The sequence below is a fragment of the Pseudomonas vanderleydeniana genome (genome assembly GCF_014268755.2).
In the GTDB taxonomy this organism is placed as follows: Bacteria; Pseudomonadota; Gammaproteobacteria; order Pseudomonadales; family Pseudomonadaceae; genus Aquipseudomonas; species Aquipseudomonas vanderleydeniana.
This window is the reverse complement of sequence record NZ_CP077093.1, coordinates 634,249-657,923: the sequence shown is the minus strand read 5'-3', so window position 1 is coordinate 657,923 and position 23,675 is coordinate 634,249. Positions and strand designations below refer to the sequence as shown.

The 23,675-nt window shown below is 64.6% G+C and carries 21 protein-coding genes and 1 pseudogene; 12 read left to right on the top strand and 10 right to left on the bottom strand.

Going from position 1 to position 23,675, the window contains the following annotated elements:
- Positions 1 to 139: 139 nt before the first annotated feature.
- From ubiE to HU752_RS32020, 11 genes and pseudogenes are all read left to right on the top strand, one after another.
- Positions 140 to 910, top strand: coding sequence for a bifunctional demethylmenaquinone methyltransferase/2-methoxy-6-polyprenyl-1,4-benzoquinol methylase UbiE (gene ubiE, locus HU752_RS02935; RefSeq protein WP_017903194.1), 771 nt, complete (start codon positions 140 to 142; stop codon positions 908 to 910).
- Positions 910 to 1,527 carry a ubiquinone biosynthesis accessory factor UbiJ gene (locus HU752_RS02930; protein ID WP_186687258.1) on the top strand — a complete coding sequence of 206 codons (618 nt, stop codon included), beginning with the start codon at positions 910 to 912 and terminating at the stop codon, positions 1,525 to 1,527. Before ubiE ends, HU752_RS02930 begins: the two co-directional genes overlap by 1 nt.
- Positions 1,524 to 3,128 (top strand): ubiquinone biosynthesis regulatory protein kinase UbiB, encoded by a 1,605-nt coding sequence (gene ubiB / locus HU752_RS02925; protein ID WP_186687260.1) that lies wholly within the window; start codon positions 1,524 to 1,526, stop codon positions 3,126 to 3,128. Before HU752_RS02930 ends, ubiB begins: the two co-directional genes overlap by 4 nt.
- Positions 3,129 to 3,208: 80 nt before the next feature.
- Positions 3,209 to 3,601 carry a phosphoribosyl-AMP cyclohydrolase gene (hisI, locus tag HU752_RS02920; protein WP_054060519.1) on the top strand — a complete coding sequence of 131 codons (393 nt, stop codon included), beginning with the start codon at positions 3,209 to 3,211 and terminating at the stop codon, positions 3,599 to 3,601.
- 2 nt (positions 3,602 to 3,603) lie between these two features.
- Entirely contained in the window at positions 3,604 to 3,936 is a 333-nt protein-coding gene (locus tag HU752_RS02915; RefSeq protein WP_017903198.1) for a phosphoribosyl-ATP diphosphatase, read from the top strand.
- Between the two features lie 25 nt (positions 3,937 to 3,961).
- Entirely contained in the window at positions 3,962 to 4,231 is a 270-nt protein-coding gene (locus tag HU752_RS02910) for a twin-arginine translocase TatA/TatE family subunit (RefSeq protein ID WP_017903199.1), read from the top strand.
- 10 nt (positions 4,232 to 4,241) lie between these two features.
- Positions 4,242 to 4,736 (top strand): Sec-independent protein translocase protein TatB, encoded by a 495-nt coding sequence (gene tatB / locus HU752_RS02905; protein WP_186687263.1) that lies wholly within the window; start codon positions 4,242 to 4,244, stop codon positions 4,734 to 4,736.
- On the top strand, positions 4,733 to 5,524 hold the full coding sequence (tatC, locus tag HU752_RS02900) for a twin-arginine translocase subunit TatC (protein ID WP_186687265.1): 792 nt from the start codon (positions 4,733 to 4,735) through the stop codon (positions 5,522 to 5,524). The genes tatB and tatC overlap by 4 nt, the downstream gene beginning before the upstream one ends.
- Complete coding sequence (locus tag HU752_RS02895; RefSeq protein ID WP_186687268.1) at positions 5,521 to 6,228, top strand: 16S rRNA (uracil(1498)-N(3))-methyltransferase; 708 nt, start codon at positions 5,521 to 5,523, stop codon at positions 6,226 to 6,228. The genes tatC and HU752_RS02895 overlap by 4 nt, the downstream gene beginning before the upstream one ends.
- A 132-nt stretch (positions 6,229 to 6,360) precedes the next feature.
- Positions 6,361 to 7,419 (top strand): annotated as a pseudogene (locus tag HU752_RS32025) (methyl-accepting chemotaxis protein); the annotation flags it as partial.
- Entirely contained in the window at positions 7,414 to 8,277 is an 864-nt protein-coding gene (locus tag HU752_RS32020; protein WP_437182349.1) for a methyl-accepting chemotaxis protein, read from the top strand. The pseudogene HU752_RS32025 and the gene HU752_RS32020, both read left to right, overlap by 6 nt.
- A gap of 12 nt (positions 8,278 to 8,289) precedes the next feature.
- On the opposite strand, the gene HU752_RS02885 is transcribed toward HU752_RS32020, so the two are convergent.
- The 5 genes from HU752_RS02885 to pip form a co-directional block, all read right to left on the bottom strand.
- Complete coding sequence (locus HU752_RS02885) at positions 8,290 to 9,087, bottom strand: transporter substrate-binding domain-containing protein (protein ID WP_186687279.1); 798 nt, start codon at positions 9,085 to 9,087, stop codon at positions 8,290 to 8,292.
- Between the two features lie 218 nt (positions 9,088 to 9,305).
- On the bottom strand, positions 9,306 to 11,876 hold the full coding sequence (gene mdoH / locus HU752_RS02880; protein WP_186687282.1) for a glucans biosynthesis glucosyltransferase MdoH: 2,571 nt from the start codon (positions 11,874 to 11,876) through the stop codon (positions 9,306 to 9,308).
- Complete coding sequence (locus HU752_RS02875; RefSeq protein ID WP_275959757.1) at positions 11,869 to 13,677, bottom strand: glucan biosynthesis protein G; 1,809 nt, start codon at positions 13,675 to 13,677, stop codon at positions 11,869 to 11,871. Before HU752_RS02875 ends, mdoH begins: the two co-directional genes overlap by 8 nt.
- A 267-nt stretch (positions 13,678 to 13,944) precedes the next feature.
- Positions 13,945 to 14,382, bottom strand: a complete 438-nt coding sequence (dtd, locus tag HU752_RS02870; RefSeq protein ID WP_186687287.1) for a D-aminoacyl-tRNA deacylase — start codon at positions 14,380 to 14,382, stop codon at positions 13,945 to 13,947.
- Positions 14,379 to 15,350: a prolyl aminopeptidase gene (pip, locus tag HU752_RS02865; protein WP_186687290.1), complete on the bottom strand. Its 972-nt coding sequence runs from the start codon at positions 15,348 to 15,350 to the stop codon at positions 14,379 to 14,381. Before pip ends, dtd begins: the two co-directional genes overlap by 4 nt.
- Positions 15,351 to 15,621: 271 nt before the next feature.
- Here pip and HU752_RS02860 point away from each other — a divergent pair, with 271 nt between their 5' ends.
- Positions 15,622 to 16,542, top strand: a complete 921-nt coding sequence (locus tag HU752_RS02860; protein ID WP_186687292.1) for a CgnE/CgnB domain-containing protein — start codon at positions 15,622 to 15,624, stop codon at positions 16,540 to 16,542.
- A 12-nt stretch (positions 16,543 to 16,554) separates the two neighbouring features.
- Here HU752_RS02860 and hutG read toward each other — a convergent pair whose 3' ends face one another.
- The 5 genes from hutG to HU752_RS02835 form a co-directional block, all read right to left on the bottom strand.
- Positions 16,555 to 17,358, bottom strand: a complete 804-nt coding sequence (gene hutG, locus HU752_RS02855; RefSeq protein ID WP_186687294.1) for an N-formylglutamate deformylase — start codon at positions 17,356 to 17,358, stop codon at positions 16,555 to 16,557.
- A gap of 10 nt (positions 17,359 to 17,368) precedes the next feature.
- Complete coding sequence (gene hutI / locus HU752_RS02850) at positions 17,369 to 18,574, bottom strand: imidazolonepropionase (protein ID WP_186687296.1); 1,206 nt, start codon at positions 18,572 to 18,574, stop codon at positions 17,369 to 17,371.
- 16 nt (positions 18,575 to 18,590) lie between these two features.
- Positions 18,591 to 20,000, bottom strand: a complete 1,410-nt coding sequence (locus HU752_RS02845; RefSeq protein ID WP_186687298.1) for an amino acid permease — start codon at positions 19,998 to 20,000, stop codon at positions 18,591 to 18,593.
- Positions 20,001 to 20,335: 335 nt separating this feature from the next.
- A complete protein-coding gene (gene hutH / locus HU752_RS02840) occupies positions 20,336 to 21,874 on the bottom strand; it encodes a histidine ammonia-lyase (RefSeq protein WP_186687300.1) in 1,539 nt (512 codons plus the stop codon).
- A 112-nt stretch (positions 21,875 to 21,986) separates the two neighbouring features.
- Positions 21,987 to 23,510: an HAL/PAL/TAL family ammonia-lyase gene (locus HU752_RS02835; protein WP_186687302.1), complete on the bottom strand. Its 1,524-nt coding sequence runs from the start codon at positions 23,508 to 23,510 to the stop codon at positions 21,987 to 21,989.
- Positions 23,511 to 23,675: the final 165 nt, after the last annotated feature.

Below are 23,675 nucleotides of genomic sequence, written 5' to 3'. Positions count from 1 at the left end.
ATGAATGTAGGCCGGGCCGGCCTTGAACAGTGCTGCGTCAATCCGCCCCGGTCGCCCACTATACTTACATTCCGCCTTTGCCAAGACAAAGCCGGCTACCGGGATTAGAATGCCCGCATTCTCTTCTGGTGACAGCGATATGACTGATCAGCGCAAAGGCAGCGATGCCGAACCCACCACCCACTTCGGCTACAAGAACGTGCCGGAAAGCGAAAAGGCCGGCAAGGTAGCCGAGGTCTTTCACTCGGTGGCCGCCAAGTACGACCTGATGAACGACGTCCTCTCCGGTGGCATGCACCGCCTGTGGAAGCGTTTCACCATCGAACTGTCGGGCGTGCGCACCGGTAACCGGGTACTGGACATCGCCGGCGGCACCGGCGACCTGGCAGCCAAGTTCTCGCACCTGGTGGGCCCTACCGGCCAGGTGGTGCTGGCCGACATCAATGCCTCCATGCTCAAGGTCGGTCGTGACCGCCTGCTCGATCGCGGCGTGGCCGGCAATATCGAATTCGTCCAGGCCGACGCGGAAAAGCTGCCGTTCCCGGACAATCACTTCGACTGCGTGACCATCGCCTTCGGCCTGCGCAACGTCACCCACAAGGAAGATGCCCTGCGTTCCATGCTGCGGGTGCTCAAGCCCGGTGGCCGCCTGCTGGTGCTGGAGTTCTCCAAGCCGACCAACGCGCTGATGTCCAAGGTCTACGACGCCTATTCGTTCGCATTCATGCCGCTGGCCGGCAAGCTGATCACCAACGACTCGGAAAGCTATCGCTACCTGGCCGAATCGATCCGCATGCACCCTGACCAGGAAACCCTCAAGTCGATGATGGTGGACGCCGGCTTCGACCGCGTGACCTACCACAACATGACCTCGGGGATCGTTGCCCTGCACCGCGGCATCAAGCCCTGATGCTGCTCAGCGGCCTTCTCGCCGGCGTCGAACACGGCCTCAACCGTGTCCTGCGCATGGACAGCACCGCCCTTGGTCGCCTCGGCCACCTGACGGGCAAGGTCATCGAGGTCGACAGTCCGGCCTTGAAGCTGTTCATCCTGCCCAGCGACGAAGGCCTGCTGCTGGCGGCCCACTGGGCCGCCGAAGCCGACTGCATTCTGCGTGCCCCCACCTCCAGCCTGCTCAACCTGGCCCTGAGCAAGGACAAGAGTGCCGTGCTCCATGGCCCGGACGTGCACCTGGAGGGCGACAGCGCGGTGCTGCTGGACCTCGCCGGCGTGCTGCAGGACCTGGAGCTGGACTGGGAGTACGAGCTGTCGCGCTGGCTCGGCCCGGTCGCCACGCAACTGGTCAGCGGCCACCTGCGCAGCCGTGCCGGCTGGTACCGCCAGGGCTTTGCCAGCCTCAATCAGAACCTGGCCGAGTACCTCAGCGAAGAGTCGCGCACGCTGGTCGGCAAACACGAGGCCGAAGCCCGTTTCGCCGAACTCGACCGGCTCAAGCTAGACCTAGAACGACTCGAGGCGCGTTTCGAACGCCTCTCCCGATCCCTCAATTCCAGCGATAACGCATGAAGCTGCTCGCCGTCCGCCGTCTGTTGCGCATCCAGCGCGTCGTGATCCGCTACCGTCTCGATGACCTGCTGTTCGATCTGCCCCTGCCCTGGTTCCTCCTGGCCCTGCGCTTTGTCCTGCCGTGGCGCTGGTTCCCGCGCAAGCCGCTGGAGCTGAGCCGCGGCGCACGCCTGCGCCTGGCGCTACAGGACCTGGGACCGATATTCATCAAGTTCGGGCAGATCCTCTCGACCCGTCGCGACCTGCTGCCCGAGGACATCGCCGACGAGCTGATGCTGCTGCAGGACCGCGTGCCGCCGTTCGACCCGCAGAAAGCCGTGGCACTGATCGAGGCGCAGCTGGGGCGCAAGATCAGCGAGGTTTTCAGCCGCTTCGACATCGAGCCACTGGCCTCGGCCTCGGTGGCCCAGGTCCACGCCGCGCAGCTCAAGAGTGGCGAGGAAGTGGTGGTGAAGGTCATCCGTCCGGGCCTCAAGCCGGTGATCGCCCAGGACCTGGCATGGCTGTTCCTACTCGCCCGTACGGCCGAAAGGCTCTCCGCCGATGCCCGCCTGCTGCATCCGGTGGATGTGGTCAGCGACTACGAGAAGACCATCTACGACGAGCTCGATCTGCTGCGCGAGGCGGCCAATGCCAGCCAGCTGCGGCGCAATTTCGAAGGTTCGGACGTGATGTACGTACCCCAGGTCTACTGGGACTGGTGCCGGCCGAAAGTGCTGGTGATGGAGCGCATCTACGGTATCCAGGTCACCGATCTCGCCACCCTTGCCGACCAGCGCACCGACATGAAGATGCTCGCCGAGCGCGGCGTGGAGATCTTCTTCACCCAGGTGTTCCGCGACAGCTTCTTCCACGCCGACATGCACCCCGGCAACATCTTCGTCAGCACCGTGAACCCGTGGAGTCCGAAGTACATCGCCATCGACTGCGGCATCGTCGGCAGCCTGACCCCGCAGGACCAGGACTACCTGGCCCGCAACCTGTTCGCCTTCTTCAAGCGTGACTACCGCCGCGTCGCCCAGTTGCACATCGACTCGGGCTGGGTACCGGCGGACACCCGGCTCAACGAATTCGAGGCAGCGATCCGGACCGTTTGCGAGCCGATCTTCGAGAAGCCGCTGAAGGACATTTCCTTCGGCCAGGTGCTGATGCGCCTGTTCCAGACCGCCCGACGCTTCAACATGGAAGTCCAGCCACAACTGGTGCTGCTGCAGAAAACCCTGCTGAACATCGAAGGCCTGGGCCGCCAGCTGTACCCGGAGCTGGACCTGTGGAGCACCGCGCAACCGTTCCTCGAACGCTGGATGCGCGAGCGCGTCAGCCCGAAAACCCTGCTGGGCAACCTGCAGAGCCAGGTCGAGCAACTGCCGCACCTGGCCAACATGACCCGCGACCTGCTCGAGCGCCTGTCGCAGCCCCACGCTGCCGATCCCGAGCCGCCCTACAAAAAGCGCAAGGACGACTGGCTGCTGCGCCTGCTCGGCTCGCTGCACCTGGGTGGCGGCGCCTTTCTCGCCGCCAACGGCCCGTTGCATGAGCTGGGCCATTGGCCCGCGGGTATCATGCTGGCCGTTGGTTTGTATCTGGTCGTGCGCCGATAGCCATCAGGGCTCGCGGCTGGCAAACTGTTCATTCGCCGAGGCCCAACCACGCAGGTTGCGCCCGGTTGTCGGAGTCGAAGATGAAAGACTGGCTGGACGAGATCAAGTGGGACAGTGACGGCCTGGTGCCGGCCATTGCCCAGGATCACAAGACCGGGCGCGTGCTGATGATGGCCTGGATGAACCGCGAGGCACTGCAACTGACCGCCCGCGAAAATCGCGCCATCTACTGGTCACGTTCGCGTGGCAAGCTGTGGCGCAAGGGCGAGGAGTCCGGCCACGTGCAGCACCTGCATGAAATGCGCCTGGACTGCGACGCCGATGTGATCATCCTGATGGTCGAGCAGGTCGGCGATATCGCCTGCCACACCGGCCGCCAAAGCTGCTTCTACCGCGTCTACGAGAACGACGGCTGGAAGACGGTCGATCCGGTCCTCAAGGACCCGCACAGCATCTACGCAGCAGGACACTGAACATGACCGATACCCTGACCCGCCTGGCCCAGGTACTGGAAGAGCGCAAGGGCGCCGCCCCCGACAGTTCCTATGTCGCCAGCCTGTACCACAAGGGTCTGAACAAGATCCTGGAGAAGGTCGGCGAGGAGTCCGTCGAAACCATCATCGCCGCCAAGGACGCCGCCACCAGTGGTGATTGCAGCGACGTGATCTACGAGACCGCCGACCTGTGGTTCCACAGCCTGGTCATGCTCGCCCAACTGGGCCAGCATCCGCAGGCCGTGCTGGATGAATTGGACCGTCGCTTCGGACTGTCCGGACACGCCGAGAAAGCCTCGCGCCCGTCCGCCTGAACAATCTTTTGAGAGGAGAAACACCATGGGCATTTTTGACTGGAAACACTGGATCGTCATCCTGATCGTCGTCGTGCTGGTGTTTGGTACCAAGAAACTGAAGAACCTCGGCACCGACGTCGGCGAATCGATCAAGGGCTTTCGCAAGGCCATGAACGACGACGAGAAGCCGGCCGAGCCGGTGGTGCCGCCAACCGTACAGCCTGCCCAGCCGCAACCCGGCGCACAGCAGAACGCGCCACACACCATCGATGTGCAGGCACAGAAGGTCGAAGAGCCCCGCAATCATTCGTGAGCACTGACTAATGTTCGGTATCAGCTTCAGTGAGCTGCTGCTCGTCGGCCTCGTGGCACTGCTGGTCCTCGGTCCCGAGCGCCTGCCAGGCGCCGCGCGGACAGCTGGCCTGTGGGTCGGACGGCTGAAGCGCAGCTTCAACGCGATCAAGCAGGAAGTGGAACGGGAAATCGGTGCCGACGAGATCCGTCGGCAACTGCACAACGAGCACATCATGTCCCTGGAACAGGAGGCTCGCAAGATCCTCTCCCCGGTCCAGGAGCCCGTACCCCAGGCACAGCCCCAGGGCCCGGCCCAGCCAGTTGCCGAGCCTGCGGCTCAGCCAGCCAGTGCAACGCCACTGCCGAGCGACCTGCCACCGGCCACCGTTGCCCCGGGCGACGCCGTGCCGGTGCTCGGCGCTGTCGAACCGGCCCCGCACGTTCCAGGCGAGACCGCTGCTCCTGCACAAACACCAGGTGCGTCAGCGCCTCATGACCCCACTTTGCCGCCGCGAGCCCCATGAGCGACTTTCCGGAAAACGACCAGCAGATGCCGCTGGTCTCGCACCTCACCGAGTTGCGCACCCGCCTGCTGCGTTGTGTCGCGGCGATCTTCCTGATCTTTGCCGGGCTGTTCGCCTTCACCCAGCAGATCTACACCTTCGTTTCCACGCCGCTGCGCCAGTACCTGCCGACCGGCGCGACGATGATCGCCACCGACGTCTCCTCGCCGTTCCTGACGCCACTCAAGCTGACCATGATGGTCTCGCTGTTCCTGGCGATCCCGGTGATCCTGCACCAGATATGGGGCTTCATCGCACCGGGCCTGTACAAGCATGAAAAGCGCGTCGCCGTGCCACTGCTGGTATCGAGCATCGTGCTGTTCTACACCGGCATGGCCTTCGCCTATTACCTGGTGTTCCCGCTGATCTTCAAGTTCTTCGCCGCCGCGACCCCGGCCGGCGTGGAGATGATGACCGACATCACCAGCTACCTCGACTTCGTGATGACGCTGTTCTTCGCCTTCGGCGTGGCGTTCGAGATCCCGGTGGCCGTGGTGCTGCTGGTATGGATCGGCGTGGTCGACGTCAAGTACCTGAAAAAGATCCGCCCATACGTGATCATCGGCTGCTTCGTGGTCGGCATGATCCTGACCCCACCGGACGTGTTCTCGCAGACGCTGCTGGCCGTGCCGATGTGGCTGCTGTTCGAGATCGGCGTGCTGTTCGGCGGCCTGGTCAGCAAGCGCGGCGAGGAAGAGGAAGAAAAGCCCTCCGACACTGGCCCACAGCCGCCAGCGCCACTCGCGTGAACCTGCTGCTGCTGGAGGAGGCCGACTTCATCGCGGCCGACCGGGTCGTGCTGCGCGATCGACGCCTGACCCACATGCAGGAGGTCCACCGGGTCGCGGTGGGCGACAGCCTGCGGGTCGGGCGTATCGGCGGCCTGATGGGCAGCGCCCAGGTCCTGCACCTGGAGGCCGGTGAGGCCCAGCTACAGGTCAGCCTCGACCAGCCGCCGCCGGCCAAGCTGCCACTGACCCTGGTACTTGCCCTGCCGCGTCCGAAAATGCTCCGTCGGGTATTCCAGACCATCGCCACCATGGGCGTGCCCAAGCTGGTGCTGGTCAACAGCTACCGGGTGGAAAAGAGTTTCTGGCAGACGCCTTTCCTGGAACCCGAGGCGATTCGCGAGCAACTGGTCCTGGGCCTGGAACAGACCCGCGACACCGTGCTGCCGGAAGTCATCATCGAGAAGCGCTTCAAGCCCTTCGTCGAGGATCGCCTGCCGGCCATCAGCGCCGGGACCCTGGGGCTGGTCGGCCATCCGGGCAGCTACCCGCCCTGCCCCCGCGCGGTGGCGGAACCGGTGACCCTCGCCATCGGTCCGGAAGGTGGCTGGATTCCCTACGAAATCGAGCTGCTGGGCAAGTCCGGCCTGCAACCGGTACAGCTCGGCGAGCGCATCCTGCGCGTCGAAACCGCCGTCACCGCCCTCCTCGCCCGCCTATTCTGAGCCCCAAAGGGAACGCCCCCGTTCCCGTTGGCGCCTGACGCTACAGAATCGACCTGCATCGCCGATATAACGGCAATACTCAATATAAAAATATGTCATCAGACGTAAAGCACCTGTCAGGAGTCTGTCCCCATGTACCAATGGTTATCTCAGAAGCTGGGTAATGTGAGCGTCAATCGAAAACTCGGCATCGGCTTCAGCCTGGTGCTGCTGCTGACCGTGCTCATCACCTTCACTGGCTGGACCGGCCTGAGTTCAATCATCAATCGTGGCGACAAGCTGGGCTACATTTCCAGCCTCAACCTGCTGACCAAGGACTTGCGGATCGCCCGTCTCGACTACGAGATGCGCAAGGGTGAACAGGGCCCGGGCACCGTCAACGACCTGCTGGGCAAGCTGGAAAGCGGCCTGCAGACCGCACGCAAGCTGCTCGAAACGCCTGAAAGCATCACCCTGGTCGATCAGCAGTTGGAAACCCTTGCCCAATACAAGCGCGCCTTCGCCGACATGAACCAGGCGATGCAGAACCGCGAGAGCGCCCGCGGCAAGCTCGGGGCCAGTGCCGACAACGCGGTGGCAAAGGTCGCCGAAGTCGAGAAGGCGCTGCTGCAGGGGGACAGCGTGGCCCAATTCAACAGCGTGATCGAACTCGGCAAGCTGATCCAGCAGGCTCGCTTCCAGGTCCGCGGCTACACCTATAGCGGTCGCAGCGACGCCGAACAGCCTGCCCTGGACGCCATCGACAACGCCTCCAGCTACCTCTCCAGCCTGCCAGCCAAGCTGCCGCAGGAACACCTGGGCAATCTCCAGCAGGCCAGCGATTCGCTCAAGGCCTACCGGTCCGCCGTCAGCGACTTCCGTGACTCCCAGACCGCCAGCGGCCAGGCCCTCAAGCGCATGGAAGAGCTGGGCAACCAGTTGCTGGTCCTGAGCAATCAGTTGACCGACCTGCAAACCAGCCGCCGCGACCGCGACGCCGCGCAGGCGAAGAACCTGCTTGCCATCTCCACCGCCCTGGCCCTGCTGTTCGGCGTGATTGCGGCCTGGGCCATCACCCGGCAAATCATCATTCCGCTACGCCAGACGCTCAAGGTCGTCGAACGCGTGGCCTCCGGCGACCTCAGCCAGGACCTGGCGACCGCCCGCCGCGACGAACTCGGCCAGCTGCAGCGGGCCATACAGAGCATGAGCGTCAGCCTGCGCAAGCTGATCAGCGGAATCAGCGACGGCGTCACCCAGATCGCCAGCGCCGCCGAGCAGCTCTCCGCCGTAACCGAACAGACCAGCGCCGGGGTCAACAGCCAGAAGGCCGAGACCGACCAGGTCGCCACGGCCATGCACCAGATGACCGCCACCGTGCAGGAAGTCGCGCGTAACGCCGAGGAGGCCTCGGAAGCCGCTGTCGCCGCCGACCAGCAGGCCCGTGAAGGCGACAAGGTGGTGGGCGAGGCTGTGGCCCAGATCGAGCGCCTGGCCGCCGAGGTCAGTCACTCCACCGAAGCGATGAGCCACCTCAAGGCCGAAAGCGACAAGATCGGCAGCGTACTCGATGTGATCAAGTCGGTGGCCGAGCAGACCAACCTGCTGGCCCTCAACGCCGCCATCGAGGCCGCCCGTGCGGGCGAAGCCGGGCGTGGTTTCGCGGTGGTCGCCGACGAGGTCCGCAGCCTGGCCCAGCGGACCCAGAAATCCACCGAGGAAATCGAGCAGTTGATCGTCGGCCTGCAAGGTGGCACCGAGCAAGTGGCAACCATCATGGACAACAGCCGCAGCCTGACCGACAGCAGCGTCGAACTGACCCGCCGTGCCGGTGGCGCGCTGGAGAGCATCACCCGTACCGTGTCGGCGATCCAGACGATGAACCAGCAGATCGCCGCCGCTGCCGAACAGCAGAGCGCCGTGGCCGAGGAAATCAACCGCAGCGTGCTGAGCGTGCGTGACGTCTCCGAACAGACGGCCTCGGCCAGCGAGGAGACCGCCGCCTCCAGCACCGAACTGGCACGGCTGGGCAATCACCTGCAGATGCTGGTCAGCCAGTTCCGCGTCTGAGCCGTCCCGACCTCAGTCGAGGTCGGCCAGCCAGGCGGTGTCCTTGAACCACTTGTCGTGGATCCGGTCGTAAGTGCCGTCTTCGGCGATCTGATGCAGGAAGTGGTTGATCCAGTTCAGGCTGTCGTGGTCGCCCTTCTTCAGGCCGAACGCCAGGCGTTCGTAGGTGAACGGCTGGTCCAGGCAGAGCAGCTTGCCGGCGCCCAGCCTGTTCACCGCCACCAGGTTGTAGGGCGCGTCGTGAATGAAGGCATCGGCCTTGCCGTCGAGCACATCGCGCACCCCCTCCTCCTCGGTGGCGTAGCTGACCAGCTGGGCGTTGCCGATCAGCTTCTTCGCGACGATTTCCCCGGTGGTGCCGGCCTTGACCCGAATACGGTAGCCGGCATCGTTCAAGTCCTCGAAACTCTCGACCGTGCCGCCCAACGCCTGCGGGATCAGCATCGTCTGGCCGACCACGATGAAAGGATCGCTGAAGTTCAGGCGCAGATTGCGCTCGGGGGTCAGGGTCATGCCGCTGGCGATCAGGTCGATCTTGCCCGCCAGCAGGTCGGGGATCAATTGCGGATAGCCGCTGGGCAGTATCTCCAGGCGCACGCCGAGGGCCTTGCTCATTTCATGCAGCAGGTCGATCTCGAACCCCACCACCCGCCCCTGCCGGTCGGTCATCTGAAACGGCATGTAGGTCGGATTGGTGCCCACCTTGAGGCTGCCACGCCTGACCGCCTCGTCGATGGCACCGGCCTGGAGCCCGCAGGCCTGCAGGCATACGACCACGCCCAGCAGCAGCGCCAGGTACCCTTTCGTCATGAGAACTCCTTGATCCATTTCCCGATGAGCTTGCCCTGTTCGGACAACTTCGAGCGGCCACCACGCAGCCGACACGATTTCGGGGCGCGATCCTAACGCACTCGAACAGGCCACCGAGCGGACGTTTTGTTACCAAATGACAAGGGCTACAGGCGGGAGAGAAACGTCTTACAGAGGGTGTCGCATTCCCCCTGGAGCGAGCTCCAGGGGGAATGGAATCAGGCAGGTTGGCCGACGGCCATGGCCGGTTGCAGTGGCAGCAACGGCGCGTGCGGGTCGGCCTTGACCGAGGCACGCCAGGCATCGAGCCACTCGCCATGGCCTTCGCTCCAGACCTGCGCATGCAGGCGGGCCAGGGCCACCGGGTCGCTGAGCAGTTGCAGGCGGGCATGGTTGTCGAGCGCCGCCGGACCGGCTTTCAACGCATGCCGTACACGCTCGATGCGCAGCCACTCGATCGGCTCGGCCTGCAGGTGCCGGGAAGTTGCCAGTGCACAGGCCAGGGCGTTCTGCCGCGGATCGACCACGGCCCGGATGAAGCCGTCGTTCAGTGCGTGCCAGCGGTTCTCATGCGTGTACTCGTCGGTCGCCTGCAATGCCTGGGGCGGGTTGTACTCTTCGGGAATGAGGAACAACTGCTCATCCTTCGAGCGCAGGCCCAGGTTGACCCGGCTGGAGATCACCGATACCGGGATCGACAGCATCAGCGAACCGACGATCGGTACCAGCCACCACAGGAAGCTCGGGTTCAGCCAGATCACCAGCAGCGCCCAGGCAGCCCCCAGCAGGGTCTGCGGGCCATGACGGCGAACCGCCTCGCTCCAGGGCGTGGAGTCGTCGTCACGCTGCGGCGAGTTCCAGGTCGCGGCCCAGCCAAGAAATGCGGCCAGGACGAAACGGGTGTGGAAAATCATCCGCACCGGCGCCAGCAGCATGGAGAACAGCATCTCCAGCAGCATCGACACGGTCACCTTGAACTTGCCACCGAACTCTTTCGCGCCCTTGGCCCAGATCAGGATGACGCTGAGCAGCTTGGGCAGGAACAGCAGCACGATGGTGGTGGAGAACAACGCCACCGCCTTGTCCGGATGCCATTGCGGCCACAGCGGATAGAGCTGCCGCGGCTCCATGAAGTACTGCGGCTCCATCAGCGTGTTGACCGCCAGCAGCGCCGTCGACAGCACCAGGAAGAAGAACCACAGCGGCGCCGACAGGTAGGACATCACGCCGGTGAGGAACACCGCGCGGTGCACCGGGTGCATGCCCTTGACCAGGAACAGGCGGAAGTTCATCAGGTTGCCGTGACACCAACGACGGTCGCGCTTGAGCTCGTCCAGCAGGTTCGGCGGCAATTCCTCGTAGCTGCCGGGCAGGTCGTAGGCGATCCACACGCCCCAGCCGGCACGGCGCATCAGCGCGGCTTCGACGAAGTCGTGGGAAAGGATCGCACCGGCGAACGCGCCCTTGCCGGGCAACGGCGCCAGGGCGCAGTGCTCGATGAACGGTTTCATGCGAATGATCGCGTTGTGGCCCCAATAGTGCGACTCGCCCAGTTGCCAGAAGTGCAGGCCGGCGGTGAACAGCGGACCGTAGACGCGGGTCGCGAACTGCTGCATGCGCGCATAGAGGGTATCCATGCCCGACGCACGAGGCGCGGTCTGGATAATGCCGGCGTCCGGCGTGGCTTCCATCAGGCGTACCAGGCTGGTCAGGCACTCGCCGCTCATGACGCTGTCGGCGTCGAGCACGACCATGTACTTGTAGTCGCCACCCCAACGACGGCAGAAGTCGTCGAGGTTGCCGCTCTTGCGCTTCACCCGACGGCGACGGCGACGGTAGAAGATCTTGCCGAAGCCCGAGGCTTCACGGCAGACATCCAGCCACGCCTGCTGTTCGGCCACGCAGATATCGGTGTCGTTACTGTCGCTCAGGACGAAGAAGTCGAAGCGATCCAGGTCACCGGTGGCCGCGACCGACTCGAAGGTCGCCCGCAGGCCGGCGAAGACCCGCGCCACGTCCTCGTTGCAGATCGGCATGACGATCGCGGTGCGCGCATCGGCCGGGATCGGCTCGCTGCCGGCACTGGCCCCGGAAATACGGTACTTGTCATGTCCGGTGAGCAATTCGAGGAAGCCCATCAGGGCGGTCCAGAAGCCGGCCGACACCCAGCAGAACAGGATCCCGAACATCACCAGAATGGTGGTCTGCAGGGCGTACGGCAGGACCTGCCGCGCGGTCTGCAGGATCGGCTGGTGCAGCACCTCGTTGAGATCGACGAACGACCAGCCCTGGTAAGGCATGATGCCCTTCATGTACCAGCCGGCGACGATGGTCTGGCCGAGCATCAGAAGCAGCAGGATATAGCGCCGGATCGAGCCTACAGTCCGCCAGCGGGCATGCGGCAGCTCGCGCCGGTCATCCTTGGGTGCCGGCGGGTTGCTGCGCCCGGTCAGGCGTCGCCAGCCACGGACCAGGATGTTGGTCCGCCACGGCTCGGGCACGACACGGGTACGTCGGACCGGCGGGGTGGCCTTGAGGCGCACCCGACCCGCGGCGTCGACCGACAGCATCTCGGCCTCTTCCAGGTCGACGGCACTGTCGAGAGTCAGGCGACGCCCCACCGAGGCTTGCGCAGCCTCGGCGGAGTCGACGGCAGGTTCGGCACTGAGGCGCTCATGCAACTCGGCGAACGAGCCGCAGCTCGCCAATTCGGCGCGCTGCTCGGCACTTAGTGGCAGGTGCGCCAGATACTCGGAGAGAGCCTCTGGCTGGGCGATAGAATTACTCATCGGCAGGCAACTGGTAGCTCCAGGTCTCAGTCAGGACCTGTTCGGTCTTGGCCGGTTCCGGGGTGGTTGGGGCAGCCTCGGCAGCTGGCGCCGGGGCGTCATGCTCTTTCTTGTCCTTGGCCTTGTCTTTCTCTGGAGCCTTGGCGGCGTCCTTGTCCGCGGCCTTGGCCACGTCCTTCTCGTGCTTCTCGTGCTTTTCCTGGGTCTTGGCGGCGACCTTGTCGGCCTTGACCACCTGGGACGAAGCCTTGATCGGCTCGGCGGCGACGATGTCCTTGACCAGCGCGGCGCGCAGTTCGGTGGACTTGCCCGGATCCTTGATCTTCAGGCGCAGGGTCAGGCGCCAGCCTTCGGTTTCCGGGTTGTAGCGCAGGCTGTTCTCGACCACTTCGGCGTTGTCGCCGACGCTGACCTGGCTGCGCACTGGCGCATCTGCCGGCAAGGCCTTGAGGGACGGACCCTCGAAATCGACCAGGTAGGCCACGCTGCCGTCCGGTTGACGGATCAGGTTCGACTGCTTGACGTCACCGGTGGATTTCAGGGTCTGCTTGACCCAGGCACTGTCCGGCGAATGCAGGGCAGCCTCATCCAGGGTCCAGTGCAGGCGGTAGGCGAAATTCATCGCCTCACCTGGCTGGGCGAGCTTTTCCGGATTCCAGAAAGCCACGATGTTGTCGTTGGTTTCGTCAGCGGTCGGGATTTCCACCAGGTCGACAGTGCCCTTGCCCCAGTCACCCTTCGGCTCGATCCAGGCGCTTGGGCGCTTGTCGTAGCGGTCGTCGAGGTCTTCGTAGTGGCTGAAGTCGCGGCCACGCTGCAGCAGGCCGAAACCACGCGGGTTCTCCACGGAGAAGTTGCTCACCGCCAGGTGTTTCGGGTTGTTCAGCGGACGCCACAGCCACTCGCCGTTGCCAGCGTGGATCGACAGCCCGGCGGAGTCGTGCAGCTCGCGACGATAGTTGAGGACCTTCGACGGCTGGTTGGCGCCGAACAGGAACATGCTGGTCAGCGGGGCCACGCCCAGCTTGCCGACCTTGTCACGCAGGAACATCTGCGCCTTCACGTCGACGATGGTGTCGGCACCCGGGCGCAGGGTCAGGCGGTAGGCGCCGGTCGCCCGTGGCGAATCGAGCAGGGCGAAGATCACCAGGTGCTTGTCGGTCGGCTTGGGCTGCTGGATCCAGAACTCGGTGAAGCGCGGGAATTCCTCGCCGGAGGGCAAGGCGGTATCGATCGCCATGCCCCGGGCGGACAGGCCATAGGCCTGACCCTTGCCCACGACGCGGAAATAACTCGCGCCGAGCATGGTCATGATCTCGTCCTGCTTGTCGGCCTTGTTGATCGGATACAGCACACGGAAGCCGGCATAACCCAGCTGCTCGGTGGTCTTCGGATCGAACTTCAGGTCACCGAAATCGAAACGGCTCGGATCGTACTTGATCTCCGAGACTTCGTTGGCAGTGATTTCGTTGATTTTCACCGGCGTGTCGAAGTGCATGCCCTGGTGATAGAACGACAGCTTGAACGGCGTCTTCTGGTCAGCCCATTCGGCCTTGTCGGTCAGGAAGCGGATTTTCTGGTAGTCCGCGAACTTCATCTCACGGAATTCGTTCGGCAGATTACTGCGCGGAGCTTCGTACTTCTGCCCGGCCAGGGTCTTCGCCTTGGCCGCCACATCGTCCAGATTGAATGCAAAGATTTGGCCGGCACTGAGCAGGCAAAGCAGTGCGGAGCCCGTCACCAGCGCTTTTCTCAACCCTCTGGCAGTCAATTTTGGTGCATTACAGGGACTAACAATCACGAGCAACCCTCGCCGAAAACAGATCAAAAAACCAACGGCTAGCTATCTATGCGCCAGGTTGGCGAGCATTGTTCCGACTCCCCCGGGGCGAAATGATTCCCCAAACGATGTCGGACAAGTCTCTACCTTTATTCAAAATGGACCAACGAACGCTGATCCCCGTAGCGCGCGATTATCTAGTAGGCGGCGTTACAACGCATCAGGCGAAACAAAGTATTTATCGACAAAACGCCCTGTTTTCAGCCCGATACGTGGTTTTTTTCCATTTCAGGTCTGTAACAGGAAGGTTACCGGGCCATCATTGACCAGATGAACCTTCATGTCCGCCCCGAAACGTCCCGTCGCCACCTGACCATGCAACTGCTGCGCCTGTGCCACCACGTAGTCGAAAAGCTCTTCGGCAAGCGCCGGTGGCGCGGCCGTGGAGAAGCTCGGACGCAGCCCGCTGCGGGTATCGGCGGCCAGGGTGAACTGCGACACCAGCAGCAAACCGCCGCCGGTGTCCGCCAGGGAAAGGTTCATCTTGCCCTGGGGATCGCTGAACACCCGATAGTTAAGCAGCTTATGCAGAAGTTTGTCGGCGCTGGCCCGGGTGTCCCCGGGCTCGACGGCCAGCAGCACCAGCAAACCCTGGTCGATGGCACCGACCACTTCCCCCCCGACTTCGACCCGCGCGCCACTGACGCGCTGCAACAGGCCCCTCATGCTTCTTCGGGAGGCAGGTCGAGCAGGCGCCGCGCCATCTGGTTCGCGGCACGCACCAGCGCATCGGTGATGCCCGGTTCCGAGGCGGCGTGGCCGGCATCGCGGATCACCTGCAGCTCGCTGTTGGGCCAGGCCTGGTGCAGCGCCCAGGCGTTGTCCAGCGGGCAGATGGCATCGTAGCGGCCGTGCACGATCACCCCCGGCAGGTGGGCGATCCGATCCATGTCGCGGATCAGTTGGTCGGGCTCCAGGAACGACTTGTTGGTGAAGTAATGGCACTCGATCCGGGCGATCGACAAGGCCCGCTGCGGTTCGGAGAAACGATCGACCACCTGCGGGTTCGGCCGCAGGGTTGCGGTACGCCCTTCCCACAGCGACCAGGCCTTGGCCGCGTGCATCTGGGCGATCTGGTCGTTGCCGGTCAGGCGCTTGTGGAAGGCGCCGAGCAGGTCGTCGCGCTCCTCCGGCGGCACCGGCGCCACGTAGTCCTGCCAGTAGTCGGGGAACAGGCGGCTGGCACCGCTCTGGTAGAGCCATTCGACGTCCTGCGGACGGGCCAGGAAGATCCCGCGCAGGATCAGGCCGTGAACCCGCTCGGGGTGGCTCTGCGCATAGGCCAGCGCCAGGGTCGAACCCCAGGAGCCGCCGAACAGCACCCACTTGTCGATACCCAGGTGTTCGCGAATCCGCTCCAGGTCAGCCACCAGGTCCCAGGTGGTGTTGTTCTCCAGGCTGGCGTGCGGCGTCGAGCGACCGCAGCCACGCTGGTCGAAGGTCACGATCCGGTACAGGGTCGGGTCGAAGTAGCAGCGGCTCTGGGCATCACAGCCGGCACCCGGGCCGCCATGAATGAAAACCACCGGCAAGCCCTCGGGCGAACCGCTTTCATCGACGTACAGCACATGCGGCTCATCCACGGCCAGATCGTGCCGGGCGTAGGGTTTGATCTGCGGGTACAAAGTCTGCATCACACGCTCCGTAAGGGTCGGGGTCATCCTTGGTGGCCTGTGTGGCTACTAGGGGGACTTCTTTGATTCTGCCGTCCGGCATCATAAACCCGAATCACGCAAACGGCATGTCCTTGTCAAAAGCACGGTTGTTTGAAGCCGCGTGCTGGCAACTAGCCGTTCGGTCAGTGTTCAGCCCGACGCGTTCGGCGATTCAATAAGGAGCGTAGAACCGAGCGGCAGGAGCCGCTTTCCATGGCTGCCCACAGCCAGAAAAGACAGGGAGTGCCGCATGAATCCATACCGCTTGCCCGATCTGCTTGCCTACCCGGAAAAGGCCGTGATCGTCGCCGACAGTGAAATCTTTATCCGGGGCCTGCGTGAACTGGGGCTGGAGGCCAGCCTGCTGGGCAATCTGGAAAGACTGCCGGCGCAAAGCCTGGCCTTTTCCTTTTCGCCCCAGGGCGCCCGACAGCTCTATCAGCGTGCGGCCCGCACCGCGCACAAGCAGACCCTGCTGTGCCCGCTGCATGCATTCGACACGGGCCTTGAGAACGCGCTCTACAGCCTGATGCTGTTGCTGCGCTGCAACTTCGCCGATTGCCTCAGACGCCAGCAGCACTACCTGGCGCAGCTCAACGGCCTGCGCCGCCTGCACCTGACCAGCGCCAACAGCCGGGCCGAGGTCTGGCTAAACGGCCGCTGCGCGCCCTACGCCCTGACCCGCAACGAGATCGGCGACAGCTTCGTGCTGTCGGCCACCGAACTGTTCGAAGTGCACTACGCGCACATGCGGCCAGACTGCCCGGATATCTTCCAGGTCAGCGGCGTCCTGCACATCAGCGGCCTGCTGCTGTCACGGGGCAGCCGGGCACGGCCATTGCCCGACGGGCTGGCGAGCGACATGCACAGGCTGGCCGAACAGGTCGCCCGGCACGATGCCTGGTTGCACATCGAGCACAACCAGGTCCGTTCATTCAAGGTCGCGGGAGAGGAATACCTCGACCTGCTGGGCCAGGCCGCCGGCCAACGCGGGCTATACCTGAGCGAGTTCGCCATCGGCGTGAACGAGGCCATCGGGCCGAACATCAACTACCTGCGCAACTCACCGATGAACGAAGGCATCAGGGGCGTCCACGTTGCCCTGGGTGATGGGCTCAACGGTTATCACATCGACTTTCTCTGCCCCGGCGTCGAAGTGCTCCCCGGATGAGCCGGACGCCTCTCAACGCCCGTAGCGCTCGCGCCCCCAGGCCAGCAGGCCCTGCAGCAGTTCCCTGAGCACCACTCGCGTCGGCTCGGCCAGGTCGCTGCGGTAGTTGAAGGGTTCGAACTCTTCCATGTAGTTGCACTGGCCCAGCTCCAGCTGCACGGCATGGATGTGCTCGGCCGGGTTGCCGTAGTGACGGGTGATGTGTCCGCCCTTGAAGCGCCCGTTCAGCACGTGGCTGTAGGCCGGATGCCCGGCACAGATGGCCTCCAGCCGCGAAGCCAGCTGCGCGTCGCAACTGGCGCCATTGAAGGTGCCGAGGTTGAAATCCGGCAGCTTGCCTTCGAACAGGTGCGGGATCACCGAACGGATCGAATGTGCGTCGAACAGCAGTGCGTAGCCGAATTCGGCCTTGAGCCGTGCCAGTTCCTCCTGCAGGGTCCGGTGATAGGGCCCCCACACCTGTTCCAGGTAACCCGCCCGCTCCTCTGCCGAGGGCTCGCGGCCGTCCTGGAACAGCGGCACGCCATCGAACAGCGTGGCCGGGTAGAGCCCGGTAGTGGCACCGGCGTACAGCGGCTTGTCATCGGACGGACGGTTGAGGTCGATGACGAAACGCGAGTACTCGGCGGCCAGGGTGCTGGCACCCAACGCCTCGGCAAAGTCATAGAGCTGCGGAATGTGCCAGTCGGTGTCCGGCAGGCTGCGGGCCTCGGGAATCAGCCCGTCACGGACCGCCGGTGTCAGTTTCAGCCCGGCGTGGGGCATGCTGATCAGCAGCGGCACGCGGCCTTTCTTGAAGTTCAGGACGTTATCCACAACCACTCTCCTAGATCAGTACTTCGATGCCGTGGCGTACCACGCGTTTGTCCAGGTCGCCGCCCAGCCAGTAGGCCAGGTCCGCCGGCCGATCGATCTGCCAGGCGACGAAGTCGGCCACCTTGCCGACCTCCAGGGATCCATGGGTGTCGCCCATGCCCAGCGCCGTGGCAGCGTGCAGGGTGACCCCGGCCAGCGCCTCCTCCGGCGTCATGCGGAACAGCGTGCAGGCCATGTTCAGCATCAGGCGCAGGGACAGGCCCGGCGAAGTCCCGGGGTTGAGGTCGGTGGCGATGGCGATCTTCACCCCATGCCGGCGCAGGGCATCCATCGGCGGCAGCTGGGTTTCACGCAGGAAATAGAAGGCACCGGGCAACAACACCGCCACCGTGCCCGCCGCCGCCATGGCGATGGCGTCTTCCTCGGTCATGAACTCCAGGTGATCGGCCGACAGCGCCTGGTAGCGTGCCGCCAGGCTCGAACCGTGCAGCGAGGACAACTGCTCGGCATGCAGTTTCACCGGCAGGCCCAGGCGCTGCGCGACCTTGAACAGCCGCTCGACCTGCTCCGGGGAAAACGCCAGGTACTCACAGAACGCATCGACCGCATCCACCAGCCCCTCGGCCGCCAGGGCCGGGAGCATCTCGTTGCAGATGTGTTCGATGTAGTCATCGGCACGGTCCTTGTACTCCGGTGGCAACGCATGGGCCGCCAGGCAGGTGGCGCGCACGCTGACCGGCAGTTCCTCGCCAAGACGACGGGCCACCCTGAGCATCTTGCGTTCGTTTTCCAGGTCCAGGCCGTAGCCGGACTTGATCTCGACGCTGGTCACACCCTCGCGCAGCAGGCAGCTCAGGCGCTGCCGGGCGCTGGCGAACAGTTGCTCCTCGCTGGCCGCGCGAGTCGCCCGCACGGTGCTGGCGATACCGCCGCCGGCAGCGGCGATCTCGGCATAGCTGACACCCTGCAGGCGCTGCTCGAACTCGCCACTGCGGTTGCCGCCGAACACCGTGTGGGTGTGGCAGTCGACCAGCCCCGGCGTTACCCAGGCCCCGCCCAGGTCATGGACCTGTGGATAATCCGCAGCCGGCAGTTCGGCGCGCGGGCCGATCCAGTCGATCTTCGACGCCACGGTCACGATGGCGGCATCCTCGATGATCGAGTAGGTGCCTTGTGCCATGCTTGCAACGTGACAGTTCTGCCAGAGCGTTTTCATCCGGGGCCTCCGTGGGCTATCGATGAGACAGGGAAGGATCTTGTGCGACTCGTGCCGCCTGGGCCGCCGCCGGCTTGACCCAGACCAGGTACGCCAGCACCAGCAGGCCGATCCACACCGCACCGACGATCAGCGCCGGCCGACTGTCCGGGAACCAGCCCAGCACGCCGAAGATGAAGACCATGAAGGTGATGGCGGCGATCGGCGCATACGGCCAGAACGGCACGGGGAACTTGAGCTGGGCCACCTCTTCGCGGCTCATAGAGCGGCGCATGGCGACCTGGGTGATCAGGATCATGATCCACACCCAGACGGTGGCGAAGGTCGCGATCGAGGCGATCAGCAGGAACACGTTTTCCGGGATCAGGTAGTTCAGCAGCACGCCGAGGAGCAAAGCAGCCCCCATCACCACCACGGTCATCCACGGCACGCCGGCACGCGACAACGTGGCAAAGGCCTTGGGCGCCTGCCCCTGCTGGGCCAGGCCGTACATCATGCGGCCGGCACCGAAGATATCGCTGTTGATCGCCGACACCGCCGCCGAAATCACCACGATATTGAGAATGGTCGCCGCCGAGCCGATCCCCAGGTTCTGGAAGATCTGCACGAACGGACTGCCCTGGCTGCCGATCTGCGGCCAGGGGTAGATGGACATCAGCACCAGCAGGGTCAGTACGTAGAACAGCAGGATGCGCACCGGTACCGCGTTGATCGCCTTGGGGATGACCCGCTGCGGATCACGGGCCTCGCCTGCGGTGACGCCGATGATCTCGATGCCGCCGAAAGCGAACATCACCACCGCGAAGGAGGCGATGATGCCGCCCACGCCGTTGGGCATGAAGCCGCCATGGGCCCAGAGATTGCCGAGACCGACCTCGGCGGACGGCGTGGCGGTGCTGATGCCGAAGAACATGATGCCGAAGCCGCCGAGGATCATCGCGACAATCGCGCCGACCTTGAGCAGCGACAGCCAGAATTCCATCTCACCGAAGACCTTCACCGCGCACAGGTTCAGCGCGCCGATGAGGAAGACGATGCCCAGGACCCAGATCCAGCGGTCGACCTCGGGGAACCAGAAACCCATGTAGATGCCGAAGGCGGTGACGTCGGCCAAGCCGACGATGACCATCTCGAAGGCGTAGGTCCACCCGAGGATGAAGCCCGACATCGGGCCGACGTAGGTGCTGGCGTACTGGCCGAACGAGCCGGAAACCGGGTTGTGCACCGCCATCTCGCCGAGGGCGCGCATCACCATGAACACGGCGGCGCCGCCGATCAGGTAGGCCAGCAGCACGGCCGGGCCGGCCATCTGGATGGCCGAGGCGGAGCCGTAGAACAGGCCCGTGCCGATGGCGGAACCCAGGGCCATGAAGCGAATGTGTCGGGCGGAAAGCCCGCGTTTCAAACCTTTTACTGGCTGTTGCATTACTCGTCCTTAATTATTCTTATCGGTGCAGATCGACAAGAATCAGACTTGGGGCGAAGGTCTTGCGGCCACCCGGCCGCAAAAAGGGGTCGCAGAGTACCCAACCCGACCCGCTCAGGCAAAAAGCATCTGCCCGGTGGCTATCCTGGCACATGCCTGTGTGGCGAGTGGGCTTGCCCACGCTCGGCTGCGCAGCAGCCGTAAATCAGCACTCGCGTTACCACCTGGGTAACGCGGTGCCTGACTTCAGGGCCGCTTCGCGCCCCAGCGCGGGCGAGCCCGCTCGCCACAGAAGGTCTTGCCGCCGAATAAATCAGTCCGTTCTTGTGTAACGCTTACAGGCTCGGCAACAACTTCGCCGGAACCAGCTCGGTCAGGCAGCGCGACGCCAGCAGTTCGGTGGCGGCCTCGATGTCCGGGGCGAAGAAACGGTCCTTGTCGTAGTAGGCGACCTTTTCGCGCAAGGTGGCGCGAGCGGTTTCCAGGGTCGGCGAGGTCTTCAGGCCATTGCGCAGGTCCAGGCCCTGGCAGGCGGCCAGCCACTCGACGGCGAGAATCCCGCGAGTGTTCTCGGCCATTTCCCACAGGCGCTTGCCCGCTGCCGGCGCCATCGACACGTGGTCTTCCTGGTTCGCCGAAGTCGGCAGGCTGTCGACACTGTGCGGGTGCGCCAGGGCCTTGTTGTCGCTGGCCAGGGCCGCGGCGGTCACCTGGGCGATCATGAAGCCGGAGTTGACGCCACCGTTGGCCACCAGGAATGGCGGCAGCTGCGACATGTGCTTGTCCATCATCAGCGAAATGCGGCGCTCGCTCAGCGAGCCGATCTCGGCAATCGCCAGGGCCATGTTGTCGGCGGCCATGGCCACCGGCTCGGCGTGGAAGTTGCCACCGGAGATCACGTCACCCTGGGCGGCGAACACCAGCGGGTTGTCGGACACGGCGTTGGCCTCCACCACCAGCACTTCGGCCGCCTGGCGGAACTGAGTCAGGCAGGCGCCCATGACCTGCGGCTGGCAGCGCAGGGAGTAAGGGTCCTGGACCTTTTCGCAGTTCTGGTGCGAATCGGACACTTCGCTGCGCTCACCGAGCAGATGGCGATAGCTGGCCGCCGCGTCGATCTGGCCGCGCTGGCCACGTGCTTCATGGATACGGGCATCGAACGGCGAACGCGAACCCAGCACCGCCTCGACGGTCAGGCCACCGGCGACCAGCGCCCCGGCGAACAGGTCCTCGCCCTCGAACAGGCCACGCAAGGCGAACGCCGTGGACACCTGGGTGCCGTTGAGCAGCGCCAGACCCTCTTTCGCCGCCAGGGTCAGTGGCTTGAGGCCTGCCTGCTTGAGCGCGGCCGGTGCATCCAGCCACTGGCCCTTGTAGCGGGCCTTGCCTTCGCCAAGCAGCACCAGCGACATGTGCGCCAATGGCGCCAGGTCGCCGGAGGCACCGACCGAGCCCTTCAGCGGGATATGCGGGTAGACCTCGGCATTGATCAGCGCGATCAACGCATCGATCACCTGCCGGCGAATGCCGGAGAAGCCGCGGCTGAGGCTGTTGACCTTGAGCACCATGATCAGGCGCACCAGGTCATCGCTGATCGGCGCGCCGACGCCAGCGGCATGGGACAACACCAGCGAACGCTGGAGGTTTTCCAGGTCGGCGCTGGCGATGCGGGTCGAGGCCAGCAGGCCGAATCCGGTGTTGATGCCGTAGGCGGTGCGGTTCTCGGCGAGGATCTGCTCGACGCAGGCGACGCTGGCGTCGATCGGCGCCGAAGCGCTGGCGTCCAGGCTCAGTTGTACCGGCTGCTGGTACACGGCACGCAGTTGCGCCAGGGTCAGCTGGCCGGGAATAAGGTTCAATGCAGTCACATTCATGCTCCTTTTGAGAGTGTTATCAACTGCCAGTCGCTCCGGAAGCTTCCGTTATCCGTCGCTGTCCGCTTTTTGGGCGGATGGCGCCTTGGCACGCTGGCTATCTTTGTTTGAATCAGTTCAGGTTCGGCAATCGTTCGGCCAACAGCGTCGGTGCGCGCAATAACGCCGCCGCACTGGCGATATCCGGCGCCAGCCAGCGATCCTGGTCATAGGCCGGCACGTGCTCGCGCAACAGCTTCCAGGCGACGTCCGTACCGGCGCCGAAGCGTTGTTCCTTGAGGAATTCGAAGGCCTGGGCCGCCAGCAGGTACTCGATGGCGAGGATCTGCGTGCCGTTCTCCAGGACCTGGTGCAATTTCAACGCGGCGTTGGTGCCCAGGCTCAGGTGATCTTCCTGCAGCCCCGAGGTGACGTAGTTGTCGAGCACTGCCGGTTGTGCCAACTGGCGGTTCTGCGCACAGAGGGACGCAGCGACGTACTGCACGATCATCATTCCCGAGTTGACGCCCGGCTGGCTGACCAGGAACGCCGGCAGGCCGCTGACGTGCGGGTTGATCAGGCGGTCAAGACGCCGCTCGGCGATCGAGCCGAGCTCCGCCATGGCGATCGCCAGCAGGTCCGCCGCCATGGCGACCGACTGGCCGTGGGGGTTGGCCTGCGACATCACCCGGAAGTCGTCCGGCGTGCCCAGCAACAGCGGGTTGTCGGTGCAGCCGTTGAGCTCGATCTCGACCTGCCGGGTGGCGTGGGCCAACTGGTCGCGAGCCGCACCGTGCACCTGCGGGATCGAACGAATGCTCAGGGCGTCCTGGGTACGGATGCCCTTGCTCGCGGCAATCACCTCGCTGCCGTCGAGCAGGTCGCGCAGGTTGCTGCCGACCTGTTGCATGCCCGGGTGCGGCTTGAGCGCGATGATTTCGGCATCGAAGGCGGCGATCTGGCCACGCTGGGCCTCGAAGCTCATCGCCGCGGTCACGTCGGCCCATTGCACCAGGCGGTTGGCGTCAGCCAGGGCCAGGCAACTGAGACCGGTCATGCACGGCGTGCCGTTGACCAGGCACAACCCGTCCTTGGCGCCCAGCACCACCGGCTGCAGGCCTTCCTCGGCCAGGGCCTGCCCGGCGGAGACGATCCGGCCACGATAGCTGACCTGGCCGACCCCGAGCAGGGCCACGCCAACATGGGCCATGTGGGTCAGGTAGCCGACCGAACCCTGGGACGGCACCTGCGGTGTGATGCCATGGTTGAGCAGCGCCAGCAGCGCCTCGACCACCTGGCGATGCAGGCCGGACTTGCCCTGGCTGTAGTTGATGACCGCCGCGCAGATGATCGCCCGGGTCTGTTCGTCAGACAGGGGCGCACCAACGCCACAGGCGTGGCTGAGCAGGGTGTTGCGCGACAGCTGGCTCAGTTGCTCGCCGGACAGCGACACATTGGACAGCGCGCCCAGGCCAGTATTGATGCCATAGGCACGCTCGCCACTGACAACGATGCGCTGGACGATCGCCTGGGCATTGTCGATCCGCGCCCAGGCCTGCGGCGCCAGCTCCAGCCGGGCACCATGGCGGGCGACCGCGACCACATCCTGCCAGCGCATCGGCGCATCGGCGATAACCATTCTTTCAGCCTGGGACATCTGAAGCCTCATACAAATTCCGGTGGTTGACACTTGTGGCGAGGGGGCTTGCCCCCGTTCGAGCGCGAAGCGGTCGCAAAACCGCCAGACGAATTTAGCCCGGCGACAGACCCTGGGGCTGCGACGCAGCCCAGCGGGGGCAAGCCCCCTCGCCACAAGCCAGCC

Bases quoted from the DNA above. Each gene is read 5' to 3' on its own strand.
- ubiE (WP_017903194.1), top strand. From the start codon at position 140: ATGACTGATCAGCGCAAAGGCAGCGATGCCGAACCCACCACCCACTTC.
- HU752_RS02930 (WP_186687258.1), top strand. From the start codon at position 910: ATGCTGCTCAGCGGCCTTCTCGCCGGCGTCGAACACGGCCTCAACCGT.
- ubiB (WP_186687260.1), top strand. From the start codon at position 1,524: ATGAAGCTGCTCGCCGTCCGCCGTCTGTTGCGCATCCAGCGCGTCGTG.
- hisI (WP_054060519.1), top strand. From the start codon at position 3,209: ATGAAAGACTGGCTGGACGAGATCAAGTGGGACAGTGACGGCCTGGTG.
- HU752_RS02915 (WP_017903198.1), top strand. From the start codon at position 3,604: ATGACCGATACCCTGACCCGCCTGGCCCAGGTACTGGAAGAGCGCAAG.
- HU752_RS02910 (WP_017903199.1), top strand. From the start codon at position 3,962: ATGGGCATTTTTGACTGGAAACACTGGATCGTCATCCTGATCGTCGTC.
- tatB (WP_186687263.1), top strand. From the start codon at position 4,242: ATGTTCGGTATCAGCTTCAGTGAGCTGCTGCTCGTCGGCCTCGTGGCA.
- tatC (WP_186687265.1), top strand. From the start codon at position 4,733: ATGAGCGACTTTCCGGAAAACGACCAGCAGATGCCGCTGGTCTCGCAC.
- HU752_RS32020 (WP_437182349.1), top strand. From the start codon at position 7,414: ATGAGCGTCAGCCTGCGCAAGCTGATCAGCGGAATCAGCGACGGCGTC.
- HU752_RS02885 (WP_186687279.1), bottom strand. From the start codon at position 9,087: ATGACGAAAGGGTACCTGGCGCTGCTGCTGGGCGTGGTCGTATGCCTG.
- mdoH (WP_186687282.1), bottom strand. From the start codon at position 11,876: ATGAGTAATTCTATCGCCCAGCCAGAGGCTCTCTCCGAGTATCTGGCG.
- dtd (WP_186687287.1), bottom strand. From the start codon at position 14,382: ATGAGGGGCCTGTTGCAGCGCGTCAGTGGCGCGCGGGTCGAAGTCGGG.
- pip (WP_186687290.1), bottom strand. From the start codon at position 15,350: ATGCAGACTTTGTACCCGCAGATCAAACCCTACGCCCGGCACGATCTG.
- HU752_RS02860 (WP_186687292.1), top strand. From the start codon at position 15,622: ATGAATCCATACCGCTTGCCCGATCTGCTTGCCTACCCGGAAAAGGCC.
- hutI (WP_186687296.1), bottom strand. From the start codon at position 18,574: ATGAAAACGCTCTGGCAGAACTGTCACGTTGCAAGCATGGCACAAGGC.
- HU752_RS02845 (WP_186687298.1), bottom strand. From the start codon at position 20,000: ATGCAACAGCCAGTAAAAGGTTTGAAACGCGGGCTTTCCGCCCGACAC.
- hutH (WP_186687300.1), bottom strand. From the start codon at position 21,874: ATGAATGTGACTGCATTGAACCTTATTCCCGGCCAGCTGACCCTGGCG.
- HU752_RS02835 (WP_186687302.1), bottom strand. From the start codon at position 23,510: ATGTCCCAGGCTGAAAGAATGGTTATCGCCGATGCGCCGATGCGCTGG.